Consider the following 17,675-nt stretch of genomic DNA (forward strand, 5'->3'; position numbering starts at 1 on the left):
TTCTATTATGCAGCTCTATCGATTTCTCACCGGCCCCGACGATGCGGCGTTCTGCAAGCGGGTTTCGGCCGCGCTCAACAAGGGCTGGGTGCTGCATGGCTCACCGAGCCTGACGTTCGATGCGACCACGGGGCGTGTCATGTGCGGTCAGGCAGTGACGAAAGAGGTCCCCGGCGTCGAGTACACCGACGACGTCAAGCTGGGTGAGTGGTAAGCGCCACAGTATTCGGAGCGCTCGCTTTCTCCGTGGTCATGCCGGGCTTGGCTCGGCATCCAATGGCATTGGCGTTAAGCCTATACAGTCGAGAGTGAAGCGTTTCCTTTGTGGGGAAGCGTTCTGCCGATTTGTCCCTGATGCGTCATCCTCCGGCTCGACCGGACGATCGGCCGGCGAAAAGCGTGGCGGCCGTGCTTTCTGCATGAGCGGATCAGGCTTGGAACGTCTTGCGAACCTCGAGGTCTTTCGTGTTGAGAGCGATCCTCCGGTCGAGCCGGAGGATGACGAGGGAGGGGTGGGAAAGATGCCGTATTCGCCAATGGGCAGGGCGTTGCCGCTTGCTCCCTCCCAGCCGTCGTCATGCCGGACTTGATCCGGCATCCAATGGCCTTTGCCGATATTGATGGCGGATGTGAGCAGAACGACGCGCCGAAAACAAACCGCCACCGGGCTACCGTTCCGAGAGGGGCAATGGGCCCCGGCTCAAGGCCGGGGTGACGGGGGAGTGGGTAGGCAAGCGCAGTGCCCATCCGCTTTGCCGTATTGCACGCCCGAACCCGCAGGGGTCGCAAGGCCGACTGGCCGCCGCCGGGCGGCAAGTCGGGTGTTCCCGACTTGCGCATGTCGCAGAGTCAACACGGGAGCACCCGTGTTGAGGGCGCCCTCGCGGAGGCTGGCGGGCGGTAGTCCGCGCTCAGTCGTCAGCGAAAACCAGTTCTCCCTCTCCTTGACAACCCGTCACGATAGACATAAAGATATCTTTATATCAATTTTGTGCGTGTCGTGATGCTCAACAAGTCGGCCCTTCCCGTTCCCGTGCTCATCAATGGTCTGAAGGCCATGGGTGAGGTCACGCGTATCCGCATCGTCGCGCTGCTGGCGCAGGGCGAGCTGACGGTGAAGGATCTGACCGCTATTCTCGGCCAGAGCCAGCCACGCATTTCGCGCCATCTCAAACTGCTTCTTGAAGCCGGACTGATCGAGCGGCTGCCGGAAGGGGCGTGGGCCTATTTCCGGCTGGCCGAAGGGGCGGGTGCGGTCGAGCTTTTGACCAGCCTGATCGGCCATCTCGACCTCGGCGACCCGGTGCTTGCCGGCGACCGCGCGCGGTTCGAGGGGCTAAAGGAGGCGCAGCGCGCCGAGGCCGATCGCTATTTCGCCGCGAGTGCCGCCGAGTGGGATCGCATCCGCTCGCTGCATGCGCCGGAAACGTCGGTCGAAGCGGCGATGGCCTCGGTGGTCGGCGACCGGCCGTTCGAAATGATGGCCGATCTCGGCACCGGTACCGGCCGGTTGCTCGAACTGTTCCGTCCGCTCTATGGCCGCGCGGTGGGCATCGATGCCAGCCATTCGATGCTGGCGGTGGCGCGCGCCAATCTCGACCGGCTCGATCCGAGCGCGACGGGCGGCGAAGCGCAGGTCCGGCAGGGCGATCTCTACGCGCTGCCGCTGGCGAGCGGGTCGTATGATCTCGTCACCATTCACCAGGTGCTGCATTTTCTCGCCGATCCGGCGCGGGCGTTGCGCGAAGCCGCACGCATCGTGCGGCCCGGCGGGCGTATTCTCGTTGTCGATTTCGCGCCGCACGACCTCGAATTCCTGCGCAGCGAGCAGGCGCATCGCCGCCTCGGTTTCTCGCATGCGCAGGTCGAGCAATGGGCGGCGGACGCCGGGCTGGTGACGGAGGAGATCCGAGACCTGGCGCCGGAGCAATCCGAGACCGGCAAACTTACCGTAACGCTGTGGCTGTTCAAGGATCCGCGCATTCTGATGGCGGACACCCCGGCCCTTTCCTCTCAGGAGACATTCGCATGACCTCGAACGGCAACGGAAAGAGCCCGCGCGAAGCGGCCGCCACGCCGGAACAGCCGCGCATCCGCGTCTCGTTCGAATTCTTCCCGCCTAAGACGGAGAAGATGGAAGAGACGCTGTGGCGCTCGATCGAAAAGTTGGCGCCGCTCGAGCCGGAATTCGTTTCGGTGACCTATGGCGCCGGCGGCTCGACACGTGAGCGCACCCACGCGACGGTAACGCGCATCCTGCGCGAGACGAAGATGGTGCCGGCGGCGCATCTGACCTGCGTCGACGCGACCCGCGAGGATGTCGACGAGGTGGCGCGCGCCTATCGCGACACCGGTGTGCGCCACATCGTGGCGCTGCGCGGCGATCCGGTCGATGGCGTCGGCAATGCTTATCAACCGCACCCGGAAGGCTACGCCAGCACGGTCGATCTGATTTCCGGCCTGAAGCGGATCGCCGATTTCGAGATTTCCGTTTCGGCCTATCCGGAGAAGCACCCGGAGAGCCCCGACTGGCAGACCGAGATCGACCTGTTGAAGCGCAAGGTCGATGCCGGCGCGACGCGGGCGATTACCCAGTTCTTCTTCTCCAACGATCTCTACGAGGCCTATCTGGAGCGGGTGCGGGCTGCCGGCATCTTCATTCCGATCGTGCCGGGCATCATCCCGATCCACAATTTCACCCAGGTGGCGAAGTTCGGCGCGGCGACCGGCACGACGATCCCGCCGCGGCTCGCCGAGCGCTTCGAGGGCCTCGAGGACGACGCCGAGACGCGCAAGCTGGTGGCGGCCGCGGTTGCCGCCGAACAGGTCGACGATCTGGTGGCGCGCGGCGTGTCTGAGTTCCATTTCTACACGCTGAACCGCGCCGACCTCGTTTTCGCGATCTGCCATCTGCTCGGCATCAAGCCGGGCCACGATGCGGTGGCCGCCTGACGACGGCCGCACCGCCTCGCCGAGTTGAAAGAGCCGTTCCGACGATCCTGTCGGGCGGCTTTCGCTATAACATGCAGGAATGAATAATCTTATGTCGAAGCCGAACGGAGTTTCCGCCGATCATCCGCTTTATGCCGCTGCCCGCGAGCGCATTCTTGTGCTCGACGGCGCGATGGGCACGATGATCCAGCAGCTCAAGCTCGACGAGGCGGGGTATCGCGGCGCGCGCTTCGCCGACTGGGAAAAGGACGTGAAGGGCAACAACGACCTTCTGAACCTCACTCAGCCGGATGCGATCCGCGCCATCCACAAAGAGTATATCGACGCCGGCGCCGACATCGTCGAGACGAACACCTTTTCCTCGACCTCGATTGCCCAGGCCGATTACGGCATGGAGGCGCTGGCCTATGAGCTGAACCGGGAAGCCGCGCGGCTCGCCAGGGAAGCCTGCGAAGCGGCAATGGCCGAGAACCCGGACCGGCCGCGCTTCGTTGCCGGCGCGCTCGGGCCGACCAACCGCACCGCGTCGCTGTCGCCGGACGTCAACGATCCGGGCTACCGCGCCGTCACCTTCGACGATCTGCGCATCGCCTACGGCGAAGCCGTGCGCGGGCTCATCGATGGCGGTGCCGACATCATCCTGATCGAGACGATTTTCGACACGCTGAACGCCAAGGCGGCGATCTTTGCAGCGGAGGAAGTGTTTGTCGAGAAAAACATGACTCTTCCGGTCATGATTTCGGGCACGATCACGGATCTGTCCGGCCGCACCCTGTCGGGCCAGACACCGTCGGCGTTCTGGTACTCGATGCGGCACGCGGAACCGTTCTCCATCGGTCTCAACTGCGCGCTCGGCGCAAAGGAAATGCGCGCCCACATCGCCGAGCTTTCCCGCGTTGCCGACACCTTCGTCTGCGCCTATCCGAATGCCGGCCTGCCGAACGAATTCGGCGAGTATGACGAGAGCCCGGGGGCGATGGCGAAGCTCGTCGGCGAGTTCGCCGAGGCCGGGCTGGTCAATGTGGTCGGCGGCTGCTGCGGCACGACGCCGGACCATATCGGCGCCATCGCGGACGCCGTCGCGGGAAAGACGCCGCGCGCGCTGCCGAAACTCGATCCGCTGATGCGTCTTTCCGGGCTGGAGCCGTTCACGCTGACGGCGGAGACCAATTTCGTCAATGTCGGCGAACGCACCAACGTCACCGGCTCGGCACGCTTCCGCAAGCTGATCAAGGAAGGCGACTACACGACCGCGCTCGATGTGGCGCGCAATCAGGTCGAGAACGGCGCCCAGGTGATCGACGTCAATATGGACGAGGGGCTGCTCGATTCCGAAGCGGCCATGGTCACCTTCCTCAACCTGATGGCGGCGGAGCCGGATATCGCCAAGGTGCCGGTGATGATCGACTCCTCGAAGTGGGAGGTGATCGAGGCCGGACTGAAATGCGTGCAGGGCAAGCCGATCGTCAATTCGATCTCGCTGAAGGAAGGCGAGGAAAGATTTATCGAACAGGCATCTTTGGCCCGGCGCTATGGCGCGGCAGTGGTCGTGATGGCGTTCGACGAGGACGGACAGGCCGATACGCTGGAGCGCAAGAAGGCGATCACCGAGCGCAGCTACCGGGTTCTGGTCGACAAGGTCGGCTTCCCGCCGGAAGACATCATCTTCGATCCGAACGTGTTCGCGGTGGCGACCGGCATCGAGGAGCACAATGGCTACGGCGTTGCCTTCATCGAGGCGACCCGTTGGATCCGCGAGAACCTGGCCCACGCCCATGTCTCGGGCGGCGTGTCGAACCTTTCCTTCTCGTTCCGCGGCAACGAACCGGTGCGCGAGGCGATGCACACGGTGTTCCTTTACCACGCGATCGCGGCGGGTATGGACATGGGCATCGTCAATGCCGGCCAGCTCGGCGTCTATGATGATCTCGACGCCGGACTGCGCACGCTTTGCGAGGACGTCGTGCTGAACCGCGACGCGGGCGCGACCGAGCGCCTCGTCGATGCCGCGCCGACCTTCAAGGGCGAGCCGGGCAAGCCGAAGGTGGTCAATCTGGAATGGCGCGGCTGGCCGGTCGAGAAGCGGCTTTCGCATGCGCTCGTCGCCGGCATCACCGATTTCATCGAGGAAGACGTGGAAGAGGCGCGCCAGGCGCTCGGCCGTCCGCTCCATGTCATCGAGGGCCCGCTGATGGCCGGCATGAACGTGGTCGGCGACCTGTTCGGCTCGGGCAAGATGTTCCTGCCGCAGGTGGTCAAGTCGGCGCGCGTGATGAAGCAGGCGGTCGCCTATCTGATGCCGTTCCTCGAAGCCGAGCAGGAAGCAGGCGGCGGCGGCACGTCGAGCGCCGGTCGTATTCTGCTCGCGACCGTGAAGGGTGACGTGCATGACATCGGCAAGAACATCGTCGGCGTCGTTCTCCAGTGCAACAATTTCGAGGTGGTCGATCTTGGCGTCATGGTGCCGATGCAGACGATCCTCGAGAAGGCGCGGGAAGCGAAGGCGGACATCATCGGCCTGTCGGGACTGATCACGCCGTCGCTCGACGAGATGTGCCACATCGCCGCCGAGATGGAACGCGAGGGCATGGATCTGCCGCTGATGATCGGCGGGGCGACAACGAGCCGGGTGCATACCGCGGTCAAGATCCATCCGAACTACAAGCGCGGTCAGGCGATCTATGTCACCGACGCGAGCCGGGCGGTCGGCGTTGCCGCGCGCCTTGTCGGGTCCGAGCGCGCTGCCTATTACGACGAGATCCGCGCCGACTATGCGGAAATTCAGGCGGGCCATGCGCGCGGCCGTTCGGGCCGTCAGCGGCTGAACCTTGCGGACGCGCAAGCCAATGCGCCGAAATATGATTTTGCCGGCAACGCACCTCAGAAGCCGAGCTTCCTCGGGACCCGTGCGATCGAGGTGCCGCTCGAGACGCTGGTGCCGTACATCGACTGGACGCCGTTCTTCGCGACCTGGGAGATGGTCGGGCGTTATCCGGCGATCCTGGCAGATGCGCAGCGGGGACCCGCGGCGCGCGCCCTGTTTGCCGATGCCGAAGCCATGCTCCATCGCATGGTCGAGGAGAAGTGGCTGACGGCGAAGGGCGTGGTCGGCTTCTGGCCGGCGGCGCGCGACGGCGACGACATCGTTCTGTTCGAAGACGACAGCAGGGGCGACCGGCGTGCGGTGCTGCATACGCTGCGCCAGCAGATCGCCCGCGAAGGCGAACGCGGCAATGTGGCGCTTGCCGATTTCATCGCGCCGCTCGACGAGAGCGTTGCGGACTATGTCGGCGGCTTTGCGGTAACCGCAGGCATCGGCGAACAGGCGATGGCGGAGCGCTTCGCCAAGGCCAATGACGACTACAGCAAGATCCTTGCCCAGTCGCTCGCCGACCGGTTGGCGGAGGCCTTTGCCGAATACATGCACCGGCTTGTGCGCACCGAGCTGTGGGGCTATGCGGCGGACGAGGCCTTCACGCCGGCCGAGCTGATCGCCGAACGCTATCGCGGCATCCGCCCGGCGCCGGGCTATCCCGCGCAGCCGGACCACACGGAAAAGCGTACGCTGTTCGCGCTGCTCGACGCGGAAGCCGCGACCGGGATTTCGCTCACCGAAAGCTGCGCCATGTGGCCGGCGGCGTCGGTCTCCGGACTTTATTTCGCCCATCCCGACAGCCACTATTTCGGTGTTGGCAAGATCGAGGCCGACCAGGTGGCGGACTATGCGCGGCGTAAGGGCTGGCCGATTGAGGAAGCCGAGCGCTGGCTGGCGCCGATCCTCAACTACGATCCGGCCTCGCGCGACGCGGCGGAGTAAGGCGCGCTTGATCCTATTCCGCTTACGACCGTGCGCGGTCTTCGACCGCTGGTCTCCGCGAGGGCGCGCCCTCAACACGGGTGTTCCCGTGTTGGGTCTTTGATTGGGTAAGTCGGGAACACCCGACTTGCCGCCGGGCGGCGGCCGTTCGGCCTTGCGGCCCTGCGGGCCGGGCGTGCCCGATGAGGGCACTGCGCCTGCCTCCCCACTCCCGGTCACCCCGGGCTTGACCCGGGGTCTATTGCCCGTCTCGAAACGGTATGTCGGCGCGACTCGTGGCAAGTGCTTTGCGCTAATCGCGACCGCTTCCAATTTGGTCATGCGCCATTGGATGCCGGATCAAGTCCGGCATGACGACGGCTGAGAGGGAGCAAGCGGCAACGCCCTGCCAATTGGCAATGCGGCATCGGTCTCACCTTCTCACGTCATCCTCCGGCTTGACCGGAGGATCGTGTTCCACACGGGATGCGTTGCGTTGATGTGCGGAGGGTTTGCCGTGTCCCGCCCTGCGCAAAATGCGGATGCCGTATCCGTTGCCGCCTGATCCTCCGGTCAAGCCGGGGGATGACGCAGGAGAGTAACGCGGCGAAGGGTATCGAAGTGCCACGGACTCGTTTCGGAGTCCTGCGCCGCTCTCACCACATGGTCTTCTTCGCGCGCTCGGGCCATTCGCGGTCGTAGTCGGCACCGCCGACGAGGTTCTTGCTGAGATCGGCGAGGATATCCCCCGGCGTCGGCAGGCTTGCCGGGTCGACGTGTTTTTCCGGGTTCCACAAATCGGCGCGGACGATTGCCCGCGCGCACTGGAAGAACACCGTCTCGACGGCGATTACCATGACCGAGCGCGGTTCCTTGCCGTCGACGGCGAAGGAGGCGAGCAGATCCGGCTCGACGGAGAGCGTTGCCGTGCCGTTGATGCGCAGCGTGGTGCCGCTGCCGGGAATGAGGAACATGAGACCGACGCGCGGGTCGTGGACGATGTTGATCAGCGTATCGATACGGTTGTTGCCGCGCCGGTCGGGCAGCATCAGCGTCTTTTCGTCGTGGATATGAACGACGGAGCCGGCATCGCCGCGCGGCGAACAGTCGAGCCCGTCCGGGCCGGCAGTGGCGACAGCCACAAAGGGGGATGCTTCGATCAGCGCCCGGTAGTGCGGGGTGATGCGGTCGATTTCCTTCGCCGTCGAGGCGAGTTGCGGCAGGTCGTAGATGCGTCGCAGCTCTTCAACCGTCGAAATCATTGTCATGGATCGCTCCCCCGATGCGCTACGCGAAGCACGGAGCATAACGGAGCGATGACCGTCGCGGTATGACGGTTCCAGATCGAATAGCGATGTTCGGGAAAAGACCGAGACGGAGGATGGCCCGTGAGGGTCGCGGTTACGAGCCTTCCTCCGCCCGGAACGCTGACTACGCACAACCAGATGTCAGCACGACTATGAAAGAGCAAAGGCCTTGCCAAATCGTGGCCGCGCGCCGGCCTACGAGATGTTGTGGTCGGGCGTGTTCTGATCCACACGAGCCGGGCGTTTGGTGAGAAAGCCTTTACGAACAGCGCATTGCAATTTGCAACGATGCTTGCAGATTGCACGGATCGCGGCCGGTGGCATTGCCCTTGATGGGGACCCGTGCCACCTTCGAAATTAACCGGGGGGAAACGGAGGGAAGCCATGAAACGACTGTTTGCGGGCCTTGTTGCGCTCGCCGTGTTCGCCGCGCCGGCTGCTGCGGCGGACTTTCTGTCGAGCGCGTTCGGCAATGCGGGCGATTCCTGCTTCGCGCGGCGCTACGATGCGGCACATCTGGCGAAGAACCCGGCGCAGAATGTGGAATCGATCTTCATCGTGTCGACCGGCCACAGCGATCCCGACACCAAGGCGATCCTGCATATCGGTCTCAAGCTGCGCGGCAGCGACGCGCTCTATGACGGCTTTGCCTATTGCAATGCGAGCGGCGAGGGCGCGGCCTGCAATATGGAAGGCGACGGCGGGTCGATGACGATCACGCCGCGCAAGAACGGCATTCGCATCGCGGTCGGCAACTTCTTCATGCTGGAAGGGGCGGCGGGATTCACGCCGGATCTCGCGACGGAAGGCGACGACCGGGTGCTCCTGCTCTATCCGGCCCCGGCGGGCGCCTGCAAATAACTCGATTGGGGCCGGTCAGGTCAGCGCCAGCGGGTCCTTGACCGTGACCGGCTTGCCGGGTTGGCGGAGATCGCCGATCCACATATCGAGGAAGTTCGACAGCCAGGTTTTCACCGGCGGGTCGTAAAGCGCGCGGCCGGCGAAATGGTCGCGGCGTCCCTGCGCGCAGGGCATCTTCATGCGTTCCGCGCCCTTCACCGTCCAGCGGTGCATCATGGCGAGCGTCAGCTCGGGGTGGAACTGGATGCCGTAGGCGGCGGGGCCGACACGGTAGGCCTGGTTGGGAAACAGATCGCCGGTGGCGAGCAGGGTCGCGTCCTTCGGCAGCTCGAATCCCTCGCGGTGCCACTGGTAGAACTTGGCCGGCCAGCGACCAACCATCTCCTTGCCGGCCGCGGTCGGATGAACGGGATAGTAGCCGACCTCGACGCAGCATTCCGGGTGCGTGTAGACGGTGCCGCCAAGATGGCGAACCATCATCTGTGCGCCGAGACAGATGCCGAGGAACGGCTTTTCCTCTTTCAGCGGCACGCCGAGCCAGTCGGTCTCGCGGTGCATGTAGGCTTCGGTGTCGTTGGCGCTCATCGGGCCGCCGAACACCACCGCTCCGGCGTGATCGGCCATGGTCTTGGGCAACGGATCGCCGAAGCGCGGCCGGCGGATATCGAGCGCAAATCCGCGCGCCGCGAGCGCCTGGCCGACGCGGCCGGGCGTCGAGTGCTCCTGATGCAGGACGATGAGAACGCTTTTGGGACGGTCCGGGTCGTGGCTGATGCGAGGCAAGGCGGTCATCGGGTTTGTGCGGGGTCTGTCGGGCCGAAAAAGGTGAGGGTCAAGAGTCCGGTTTCTCCGCGGCGCTGCGGGCTTCCACCTTCTGACGTAGGGCGATGCGGTCGCGCGACGAGATGCCGAGCAGTTCGGCGACACGCCAGATGGTGTTGTCCTCGAATTCGTGCAGCTGGCCGTCGGCGTAGGCGATGTCCCACATCATTTCGACTACCTTGCGGCGGTCGTCTTCCTCGAGATCGCGTTTCAGCACGCTGGTGAAGCCGTACAGATCGACCGCCTCGCGGTCGCGTTCGCGGGCGGCCTCGATCAGCGTTTTCGTTTCAGCTTCGCTCAAACCGTAGCGGGCACGCAGGATCGTCGCCAGATGATCCTTTTCGTCACCGGTCACAGATCCGTCGACGGCGATCATGTGGACGAGCAGGGCGGCGACGGCGAGACGATGATCATCGGCCGCAAAGGCCGCATCGGCGTCGCGGTCCTGGGTCAGTTCGGTGAAAAAGCTCTTCAGCCGATCGAACATGGATGTTTCGAATGCCCGGTTGTGGTTGTTTTCCCGCAGTGTAGCGAGCCGGGTGGCCGAAAACAAAGGCAAAGGCGCGGGGCCGCACCATCGGGAGCGAGCTGTTGCCGTTACCGCACAGTCGAAGCGATACGGCGGTTTTCTTCAAGCAAGGCAAGGTTCCCGTCGATAGTGACGGTCGCCGGAGAGAGCGCCTTGGCGGCGGCCAGTTTCGCTCGCGCTCGCGTGACATCGCCGCGCAGGAAGTAGGAATAGCCCTGATTGTTGAGAACGACGGCGTTCTGGCCGGTCAGCGCGGTGGCGCGGGCGTAGGCGCGGTCGGCGAGGGCGAAGCGGCCGAGCTGATCGTAGGAGGCGGCGAGGCCGATCCAGGCCTCGGCGTTGTCGGGATCGCCCTCGACGGCCTTGCGATAGTGTTTTTCGGCGAGGCCGAAATTGCCGGCGCGGAACTGATCCTTGCCCTGTTGCAGGTCGTGGCCGCCGGTGAAATTGGCAAAGGGCGAGCCGCCAGTGCCGCGCGGCATGACCCGGGCGCCGGGGTCCTGATAGGCATTCCCGGCAAAGCTATTGCCCGACGGCGCGAAGCTGCTGATCGAGCTCGACGAGCCGAAATCGCCCTCGGGCGTCGGCAGTGTGTTGCAGCCGGCAAGCGCGGCGGCGGCGAGGATGGCGAGGGCGGAGGTCAGCGGGCGGAGCATGGTCGGGCGTCCTGTCGTTTTCTACGGTGCCGGCCGGGCGATCCGGGATCTGCCGGGCAGGCGCGCGGGGTCTTTGTGACAGCTTAGGGAGAAGCCTCTAAACGACCCTCAAGAAACTCTGGACGATTTTATTTATTGCTGTTTTTTCCGCCGTTTAGATGATTTTTCCGATCCGGAACAGGATGTGCGGCGCGCATCGCGGGCGTGCGGACGATCTCCGCGTCGACGACCTTCGCGCGGCGCCTCAATAGACACCGGACTTGATGCGGACGATGACCGGCAACAGCGCGACGATCATGACGACCGGGAAGATGCACAAAGTGAGCGGGATGGAGAGCTTCGCCGGCAGGCTGTAGGCCTTTTCCTCGGCCCGCGACAGCCGTTTGTGGCGCATGTCGTCGCTGTAGACGCGCAGCGCTTCGGTCAGGCTCGAGCCGAGTTCCTCGGATTGCTGCAACAGGGTGGCGAAGGAATGGGCTTCGTCGAGGTTGAGCCGGTCGGCGAGATTGTCGAGGGCGTTGCCGAGCGTGTGGCCGGCGCGGATCTCGAGCGAGGCAAGCGTCAGGTTGGTCGACAGCGAGGGGTAGGACACCGCCAGTTCGTGCGACACGCGCTCAAGGGCTGCTTCCATCGACAGGCCGGAATCGGCGCACACCACCATCAGATCGAGGAAATCGGGGAAGCCGTCTTCGGCCTCGAAGCGGTTCTGCTTGGCGCGGCGGTCGATATACATCGACGGGAGCTGATAGCCGACCAGACCGAGAAGACCGACGACGCCCCAGGACAGCGCGCCCGGCAGGTCGGGCAGCAGGCGCGGCAGGGTGAGGGCGGCGAACGGCGCGAGCGCGAGGGCGACACCGATGCGGGCAAGGAAGAAGATGCCGACCGCTTTTGGGTCGAGATAGCCGGCGCGGATGAGGCGCTGGCGCAGCGTCTTGATGCGCTCGCCTTCGGTCGCGGACTCGAAATGCTTGGTCGCTTTTTCGGCGATTGCCTGGGCGGTGCGCCGACCGTCGCGGTCGCGGGTCGGGGCGGTGGCCCCTTCATAATTGGTCACCCGATGACGGATATGGCTGCGGCGCGAGAGATAGCGGCCGGCGAAAACGGCAACGGTTCCGGCGACGAGGCTCGCGATCAGCGCGAAACCGAGTACCAGCGGGCTGAACGGCAGGGCGGCAAGGAGGGTTGAAGCCGACATCATCAGATCCTGAACTTGACCATCTTGTGCATGATGATATTGCCGAACAGCATCCAGCCGGCGGTGGCGCCGAGGCCGATCTGGGTCAACGGCAGGTGCCAGACCTCACCGTAGAAGTCGGGTGAGATCAGCATGATGACGCCGAACAGGATGAGTGGCAGCGCGGACAGGGCAAGGGCGGAAAAGCGGCCTTCGGCGCTGATCGCCTTGACCTTGCGGCGCATCTTGAAGCGCTGGCGGATCACCGAGGAAATGTTGTCGAGGATCTCGCGCAGATTGCCGCCGGTGGCGCTCTGGATGGCGACGGCGGTGACGAACAGCGGCAGGTCTTCCTGGCCGACGCGGCTCTGCATGTCGCGCAGCGCGCTTTCGAGTTCCGCGCCATAGGTTACCTCGTCGGCGACGAGGCCGAACTCGGAGCCTACGGGATCGGGCATCTCGCGGGCGACGAGGGCGATCGCGACCGGAATCGGATGGCCGGCCTTGAGGCTGCGGGTGATCATGTCGATGGCGTCGGGGAACTGGGAGCCGAACTTCAGATGCCGGCGATTGCGCAGGGTGCGCAGGATGAAGAGCGGCAAGAGGATGACGCCGAAGAAACCCGCGGCAGCCGCCTTGATCGGGTCGCCCTGCCAGACAAGCATGCCGATGAACGGGACAACGCCCATGCCGGCGGCGATTGCCGCGAGGCGGCCGAGGCCGATGGTCAGGCCGGATTGCAGTACCAGCCGGCTGAGGGCTTCGATCGGAAGGCGGAAATCGCCGTCCGAGGTCAGACCGCGTTCGCGCCGCAGACGGAGCAGGATTTCCTGCCGGTCCGTCTCGGTCTTCATGACCTTGAGACGGCGGTTCAGCCGGGTGCGGTTGTCGGCAGCGGCAAAGAAGACGAGATAGAGCGCTTCAACGACGAGGATCGCGGCCACGGCGGTGAAAAAGTAGACGATATAGGCGTCACGGAACTCGAATTCGAAAGGCATGGCGCTGTCTCCCCGTTTAGAGCGGCTTCGAGGGATCGAAGTAGCTGCCGGGGATGGTGATGCCCTTGGCGACCAGATCGGTGAGGAAGCGCGGGCGCACGCCGGTTGCCTGGAAATGGCCGTTCACGGTGCCGTCCTCGTCGGTGCTGTCGCGGACGAAGCGGTAGATTTCCTGCATCTGCACGATGTCGCCCTCGAGGCCGGTGATCTCGGCGATCGAGGTGACCTTGCGCTTGCCGTCGGACAGCCGCGAGAGCTGGACGATGACGCGGATGGCGCCGACGACCTGGCCGCGGATGCTCGACACCGTCATCGGCAGGCCGGCAATGCCGATCATCTGTTCGAGACGGGCGATGGCGTCGCGCGGGGTGTTGGCGTGGATGGTCGCCATCGAGCCTTCGTGGCCGGTGTTCATGGCCTGCAGCATGTCGAATGCCTCTTCGCCACGACATTCACCGAGGATGATGCGGTCGGGGCGCATGCGCAGCGCGTTCTTGACCAGTTCGCGCTGGCGAATCTCGCCCTTGCCTTCGGTGTTCGGCGGGCGGGTCTCCATGCGCCCGACATGGGGCTGCTGCAGCTGCAGTTCGGCGGCGTCCTCGATGGTGACGAGGCGCTCGCGTTCGGAAATGAAGGCCGACAATGCGTTCAGCATCGTGGTCTTGCCCGAGCCGGTGCCGCCGGAGACGATCATGGTGACGCGTGCCTTGACGGCGGCGGCGAGAAGTTCGGCCATCTGCGACTTCAGCGCGCCGACCTCGACCAGCTTGTCGAGACCGAGCGGCTTCTTGGAGAATTTGCGGATCGAGACGAGCGGGCCGTCGACGGCAACGGGGCGGATGGCGACGTTGACGCGCGAGCCGTCGGCGAGGCGGGCGTCGCACATGGGATGGGATTCATCGACCCGGCGGCCGACGCCGACGACGATCTTGTTGACGATGCGCAGCAGGTGGGCCTCGTCCTTGAAGCGCACCGGGCTCGGTTCGAGCATACCGCGGCGTTCGATGAAGACGTTGTTGTGGCCGTTGATCAGAATGTCGCTGATCGAGGGATCCTTCAGCAGCGGTTCGATCGGCCCAAGCCCGGTCATTTCGTCGAGAAGATCGTCGACGAAGGCTTCCATCTCGTCGGTGTTCAGTGCCAGGCGCTCGGCCATCACGTAGCGCGAGACGAAGCCGTGGATTTCCTTGCGCAGCGCTTCGCCGGGCAGCTTTTCGAGCGCGGCGAGGTTCAACTCCTCGATCAGCTTGCGGTGCAGGTTGACCTTGGCGTTGAGGAAGCGGTCGCTGGCGAGCGGCGACCCGGCGGGGGTCGGCTCGGCGGTGCGGTTGGCCGCGCTCAAAGAGATGCCGGCGAGACGTTCGCCCGGGTCCGCAGGTTCCACCGGGGTCGGCGCAGCCGGCGCTTCGGCGATGGCCTGTGGGACCACCGAAAGCGGCGGCTCGCTCCCTGCCGGCTCGCTCGGGAGGTCGTCGGCGAATTGGCGGCGGCTGAAACGTCCAAGCATGTTCAGTCTCCTCGATTCCGTCGCGGTAGTGCGGTCTGAGGCGGCGGCCTCAGGCAGGGCGTGCGCGGGCAAACAGGTTGCGCCCGAAAGACAAGAGCGGCTTGCGGCTCGTGGCGCCGGCCGTAGCGGCCTTGTCCTCGGGCAGGATGATGCGGCCGAGATCGCTTGCGACGTTGCTTTCGGGGGCGACTTCGTTGAGCGGCACGCCGCGATCGATCGCTTCGCGCACCAGCCGGTAGTTGTTGCTGATGGTGCCGGCGAAGGTGGCGCCGAGCGTCTCTTCCAGATCGCTGCGGCGCAGGCCGTTTTCGAACATGCGCTGCTCGAAGCGGTTGACGACCACTTCCGGACGCGCCCGTTCGCCGAGCCGCTCGCGGATGACGCGGATCAGCCGCTGGGTGTGGCGCAGGCCCGGCACGGTCGTCTCGCAGACGATGAACAGCCGGTTGGAGCCAACCAGCACGCTGTCGGTCCAGGAAAACCAGGTGCGCGGCGTGTCGATGACCACGATATCGAAATAGGCAGACGCCAGATCGAGCAGGCGGGTGACGACCTCAGGGTCGAAGGAGCGCATCTCGGCCGGCCGGTTCGGCGCGGCGATCACGGCGACGCCGGACTCGTGACGCGACAGCATGACTTCGAGCAACTGACGGTCGAGGCGTTCCGGGCGCGGCTCCACCTCGGTCAGATCGAGACGCGGTTCGAGGTCGAGGTAGTCGGCGATGGCGCCATGCTGGAAGTCGAGGTCGACGATGCAGGTTTCCGGCCGGCGGCCGGAGGGGGTCGGCCGGGCGTGCAGCATGAAGGCGGTCTGGATCGCCAGCGTTGAGACGCCGACGCCGCCCGCCGAGGGCAGGAAGGTGTAGATTTCCGCCTCGCCCGTGTCGGCGTTTGTATGATCGACGAAGGCGCGCTTGCAGGTGCGCAGCAGGTCGGAGGCCTTCACCGGTTTGACCAGGAAGTCGCGGATGCGGAGCTGGAGCAGGGTGCGCGCGGCTTCCTGGTCGAACTGCTGGGTGACGGCGATGATCGGCACATGGTCGGCGGCGCGCTGAGCGAGCCGGCGCAAGGCGTCGAGGCTTTCGGTATTCGCCGCATCGATATCGACGATGATGGCGGAAAACAGGTTCGCCTCGAGCTGGGCCTCGACCCGTTCGAGCGGCGCTTCGATGGTCGCCAGCCGGATCTCCGGGTCGGCGGAGAAGGTGGCGTTGGCCGAGCGCAGGAAGGCGGTGTCCATCGAGGTCAGGAACACCGTGTGATGAGCAGTGGATTTGGCAGCGGTAATGGGCATGGGCGTCTTATTTCGTTGTTGAGCTGGCGGACGGGTTGCCGGTCGTGCCGCTGGAGCCGACGCCGCCGGAACCGGCGCCCCGCCCGTCGGCGGGCGGATTGCGGTAGGTTTCGAGCGCCTTCATCGCGCGCTGGCCATCGGCGTCGATCTGTCGGTCGGCGGCTGCCGCCGGCCAGGGATCGTTCATCTGGATGGCGGCATTGGCGGCCTGCGCGTCTCCGCCATGCATGCTGATGGTGGTGCTGCGGGTCAGGTATTCGGCGCAGCCGGAAAGGGCGGCGCAGACAAGGCCGAGGGCCGCGGCGCGAAGGAGCGGTGAACGAAGCGGCTGCATGGTCAGTTCCTCGCCAGATCGATGATGTGGCCGACCGGAAGACGTTTGCCGTCGACGGTGATCGAGGTGCGGGCGGTGGAGGCCTTTACCTCATCCTTGCCGAACAGGAAGAGGTCGACGTCGTTGGCCGGATGGGTGGCGTCGTGCGGCGTGCGCAGCCGGTCGCCGGGGCTGGTCGGTTCGACCAGATGCGGGGTGATGATGATCGCAAGGTCGGTCTCGGACTTGCGGTAGGCGCTGCTCTTGAACAGCGTGCCGAGTACCGGCACGTCGCCGAGCCAGGGAAGCTGGTCGCGCGAGGTGGTGGCGCTCGCCTGCAGCAGGCCGGCGATGACGAAGCTCTGGCCGTCGCGCAGTTCCACGGTCGTGCTGGCGCGGCGCATGATCAGGCTCGGGATCTCGACGTCGCCGATCTTGACCGAGGTGGTCGGGTCGAGCTGGCTGACTTCGGGTTCGATCTTCAGGTTGATCAGGCTGTCCGACAGCACGGTCGGGGTGAAGTCGAGGCCGATGCCGAAGCGTTTGAACTCGATCGAGATCTGATTGTCGTTGGCCTGGACCGGGAACGGAAACTCGCCGCCGGCGAGAAAGCTCGCCTTTTCGCCGGACATGGCGACCAGATTCGGTTCGGCGAGGCGGCGGGCGACGCCCTTGCGCTCAAGCGCCTGGATCAGCGAGTCGACGGTCACACCGCGGTCGATGACGCGGCCAAGCACCGCGCCGAACGGGGTCGCGCCGCTGGCAAGGCCGGTGATGCCGGTGACGCCGGCGATATTGTTGCCGGCCACTTCCCAACCGATGCCGAGCTCCTTGTTGGCCGAGCGTGAGGCTTCAAGGAAGCGGACTTCCAGCATGACCTGCTGCGAGCGGTTGATGGAGACCTGATTGAGGACCTCCTTGCCGTACTGGTTGGCGATGGTCATAGCCTTGTCGAGGGTCGGCGTGTCGGGGGCCGTTCCCGACAGCACGATGCGGCCATTGATCGAGCTGACTTGGATGTCGGCGCCGGGAACGCGCTTGCGCAGCATGCGTGCCAGGGTCTGGGTGTCGTAGGCCACCTCGACCTCGATGATGCCGACGAGAGCCTTCTTGGCGTCATAGACGGTGACGCTGGTGGTGCCGATGCCCTTGCCGAGCACATAGAGCGAGCGGTCGGTCAAAGGGGCGACCTCGGCGATCGCCGGATCGCCGACGACGATATCGACGAAGCTCAGATCGGTTCGGATGGTGCGCGACTTGCCCTTGGCGAGCCGCAGCGACAGCGGATCTCCGGATGCGGTCAGGAGCGGCGTGTCGGCCCGTGCGGGCACCGGGCCGAGCGGCAGGGCGGCGGTGAGGATCGCGGCGGCAAGCGCAAGGCACAGCCATTTCAGGGCCGAGGCAGGGTGGAGCGCCTGTGTCGGGTGGGACTTTGCGGGAGCGAGGGGCATGGCGGCTGTCTT

15 protein-coding genes are annotated in these 17,675 nt (G+C 65.2%); 5 read left to right on the forward strand and 10 right to left on the reverse strand.

The annotated features are described in order from the left end of the window. Positions 1-7 precede the first annotated feature (7 nt). From C0606_08990 to C0606_09005, 4 genes are all read left to right on the forward strand, one after another. A complete protein-coding gene (locus C0606_08990; protein PLX38335.1) occupies positions 8-214 on the forward strand; it encodes a hypothetical protein in 207 nt (68 codons plus the stop codon). 789 nt (positions 215-1,003) lie between these two features. Further along, the gene (locus C0606_08995) at positions 1,004-2,032 is read left to right on the forward strand and encodes an ArsR family transcriptional regulator (GenBank protein ID PLX38336.1); all 1,029 of its coding nucleotides are present in this window, start codon (positions 1,004-1,006) and stop codon (positions 2,030-2,032) included. Continuing rightward, positions 2,029-2,952: a methylenetetrahydrofolate reductase [NAD(P)H] gene (gene metF / locus C0606_09000; GenBank protein ID PLX38337.1), complete on the forward strand. Its 924-nt coding sequence runs from the start codon at positions 2,029-2,031 to the stop codon at positions 2,950-2,952. The genes C0606_08995 and metF overlap by 4 nt, the downstream gene beginning before the upstream one ends. 91 nt (positions 2,953-3,043) lie before the next feature. After that, positions 3,044-6,769 carry a methionine synthase gene (locus tag C0606_09005; protein ID PLX38338.1) on the forward strand — a complete coding sequence of 1,242 codons (3,726 nt, stop codon included), beginning with the start codon at positions 3,044-3,046 and terminating at the stop codon, positions 6,767-6,769. A 635-nt stretch (positions 6,770-7,404) separates the two neighbouring features. On the opposite strand, the gene C0606_09010 is transcribed toward C0606_09005, so the two are convergent. After that, entirely contained in the window at positions 7,405-8,016 is a 612-nt protein-coding gene (locus C0606_09010; protein ID PLX38339.1) for a flavin-nucleotide-binding protein, read from the reverse strand. Positions 8,017-8,439: 423 nt separating this feature from the next. Here C0606_09010 and C0606_09015 point away from each other — a divergent pair, with 423 nt between their 5' ends. Beyond that, positions 8,440-8,916, forward strand: coding sequence for a hypothetical protein (locus tag C0606_09015; GenBank protein PLX38340.1), 477 nt, complete (start codon positions 8,440-8,442; stop codon positions 8,914-8,916). A gap of 15 nt (positions 8,917-8,931) precedes the next feature. On the opposite strand, the gene C0606_09020 is transcribed toward C0606_09015, so the two are convergent. The 9 genes from C0606_09020 to C0606_09060 all read right to left on the reverse strand — a co-directional run bounded on the left by C0606_09020 (position 8,932) and on the right by C0606_09060 (position 17,663). Continuing rightward, a complete protein-coding gene (locus C0606_09020) occupies positions 8,932-9,708 on the reverse strand; it encodes a glutamine amidotransferase (GenBank protein ID PLX38341.1) in 777 nt (258 codons plus the stop codon). A 40-nt stretch (positions 9,709-9,748) separates the two neighbouring features. Continuing rightward, positions 9,749-10,225, reverse strand: coding sequence for a hypothetical protein (locus C0606_09025; protein PLX38342.1), 477 nt, complete (start codon positions 10,223-10,225; stop codon positions 9,749-9,751). Positions 10,226-10,335: 110 nt separating this feature from the next. Beyond that, positions 10,336-10,749, reverse strand: coding sequence for a hypothetical protein (locus tag C0606_09030; GenBank protein PLX38769.1), 414 nt, complete (start codon positions 10,747-10,749; stop codon positions 10,336-10,338). A gap of 418 nt (positions 10,750-11,167) precedes the next feature. After that, positions 11,168-12,124, reverse strand: coding sequence for a type II secretion protein F (locus C0606_09035; protein PLX38343.1), 957 nt, complete (start codon positions 12,122-12,124; stop codon positions 11,168-11,170). Further along, on the reverse strand, positions 12,124-13,098 hold the full coding sequence (locus tag C0606_09040) for a type II secretion system protein F (protein ID PLX38344.1): 975 nt from the start codon (positions 13,096-13,098) through the stop codon (positions 12,124-12,126). Before C0606_09040 ends, C0606_09035 begins: the two co-directional genes overlap by 1 nt. Before the next feature lie 16 nt (positions 13,099-13,114). Beyond that, positions 13,115-14,527: a type II secretion system protein E gene (locus tag C0606_09045; GenBank protein ID PLX38770.1), complete on the reverse strand. Its 1,413-nt coding sequence runs from the start codon at positions 14,525-14,527 to the stop codon at positions 13,115-13,117. Positions 14,528-14,654: 127 nt separating this feature from the next. Beyond that, positions 14,655-15,899 carry a response regulator receiver protein gene (locus C0606_09050; GenBank protein PLX38345.1) on the reverse strand — a complete coding sequence of 415 codons (1,245 nt, stop codon included), beginning with the start codon at positions 15,897-15,899 and terminating at the stop codon, positions 14,655-14,657. A 7-nt stretch (positions 15,900-15,906) separates the two neighbouring features. After that, positions 15,907-16,233: a hypothetical protein gene (locus C0606_09055; protein ID PLX38346.1), complete on the reverse strand. Its 327-nt coding sequence runs from the start codon at positions 16,231-16,233 to the stop codon at positions 15,907-15,909. Between the two features lie 2 nt (positions 16,234-16,235). Then, positions 16,236-17,663 carry a secretin gene (locus tag C0606_09060; GenBank protein ID PLX38347.1) on the reverse strand — a complete coding sequence of 476 codons (1,428 nt, stop codon included), beginning with the start codon at positions 17,661-17,663 and terminating at the stop codon, positions 16,236-16,238. Between the last annotated feature and the right edge of the window lie 12 nt (positions 17,664-17,675).

Source organism: Hyphomicrobiales bacterium (assembly GCA_002869065.1).
Taxonomy (GTDB): domain Bacteria; phylum Pseudomonadota; class Alphaproteobacteria; order Rhizobiales; family Rhodobiaceae; genus Rhodobium.

Excerpts from the sequence above, each read along its gene's own strand:
- C0606_09015 (PLX38340.1), top strand. The coding sequence starts at position 8,440 with ATGAAACGACTGTTTGCGGGCCTTGTTGCGCTCGCCGTGTTCGCCGCG.
- C0606_08995 (PLX38336.1), top strand. The coding sequence starts at position 1,004 with ATGCTCAACAAGTCGGCCCTTCCCGTTCCCGTGCTCATCAATGGTCTG.
- C0606_09025 (PLX38342.1), bottom strand. The coding sequence starts at position 10,225 with ATGTTCGATCGGCTGAAGAGCTTTTTCACCGAACTGACCCAGGACCGC.
- C0606_09010 (PLX38339.1), bottom strand. The coding sequence starts at position 8,016 with ATGACAATGATTTCGACGGTTGAAGAGCTGCGACGCATCTACGACCTG.
- C0606_09035 (PLX38343.1), bottom strand. The coding sequence starts at position 12,124 with ATGATGTCGGCTTCAACCCTCCTTGCCGCCCTGCCGTTCAGCCCGCTG.
- C0606_09020 (PLX38341.1), bottom strand. The coding sequence starts at position 9,708 with ATGACCGCCTTGCCTCGCATCAGCCACGACCCGGACCGTCCCAAAAGC.
- C0606_09030 (PLX38769.1), bottom strand. The coding sequence starts at position 10,749 with ATGCCGCGCGGCACTGGCGGCTCGCCCTTTGCCAATTTCACCGGCGGC.
- C0606_09050 (PLX38345.1), bottom strand. The coding sequence starts at position 15,899 with ATGCCCATTACCGCTGCCAAATCCACTGCTCATCACACGGTGTTCCTG.
- C0606_09060 (PLX38347.1), bottom strand. The coding sequence starts at position 17,663 with ATGCCCCTCGCTCCCGCAAAGTCCCACCCGACACAGGCGCTCCACCCT.
- C0606_09005 (PLX38338.1), top strand. The coding sequence starts at position 3,044 with ATGTCGAAGCCGAACGGAGTTTCCGCCGATCATCCGCTTTATGCCGCT.
- C0606_08990 (PLX38335.1), top strand. The coding sequence starts at position 8 with ATGCAGCTCTATCGATTTCTCACCGGCCCCGACGATGCGGCGTTCTGC.
- C0606_09040 (PLX38344.1), bottom strand. The coding sequence starts at position 13,098 with ATGCCTTTCGAATTCGAGTTCCGTGACGCCTATATCGTCTACTTTTTC.
- C0606_09055 (PLX38346.1), bottom strand. The coding sequence starts at position 16,233 with ATGCAGCCGCTTCGTTCACCGCTCCTTCGCGCCGCGGCCCTCGGCCTT.
- metF (PLX38337.1), top strand. The coding sequence starts at position 2,029 with ATGACCTCGAACGGCAACGGAAAGAGCCCGCGCGAAGCGGCCGCCACG.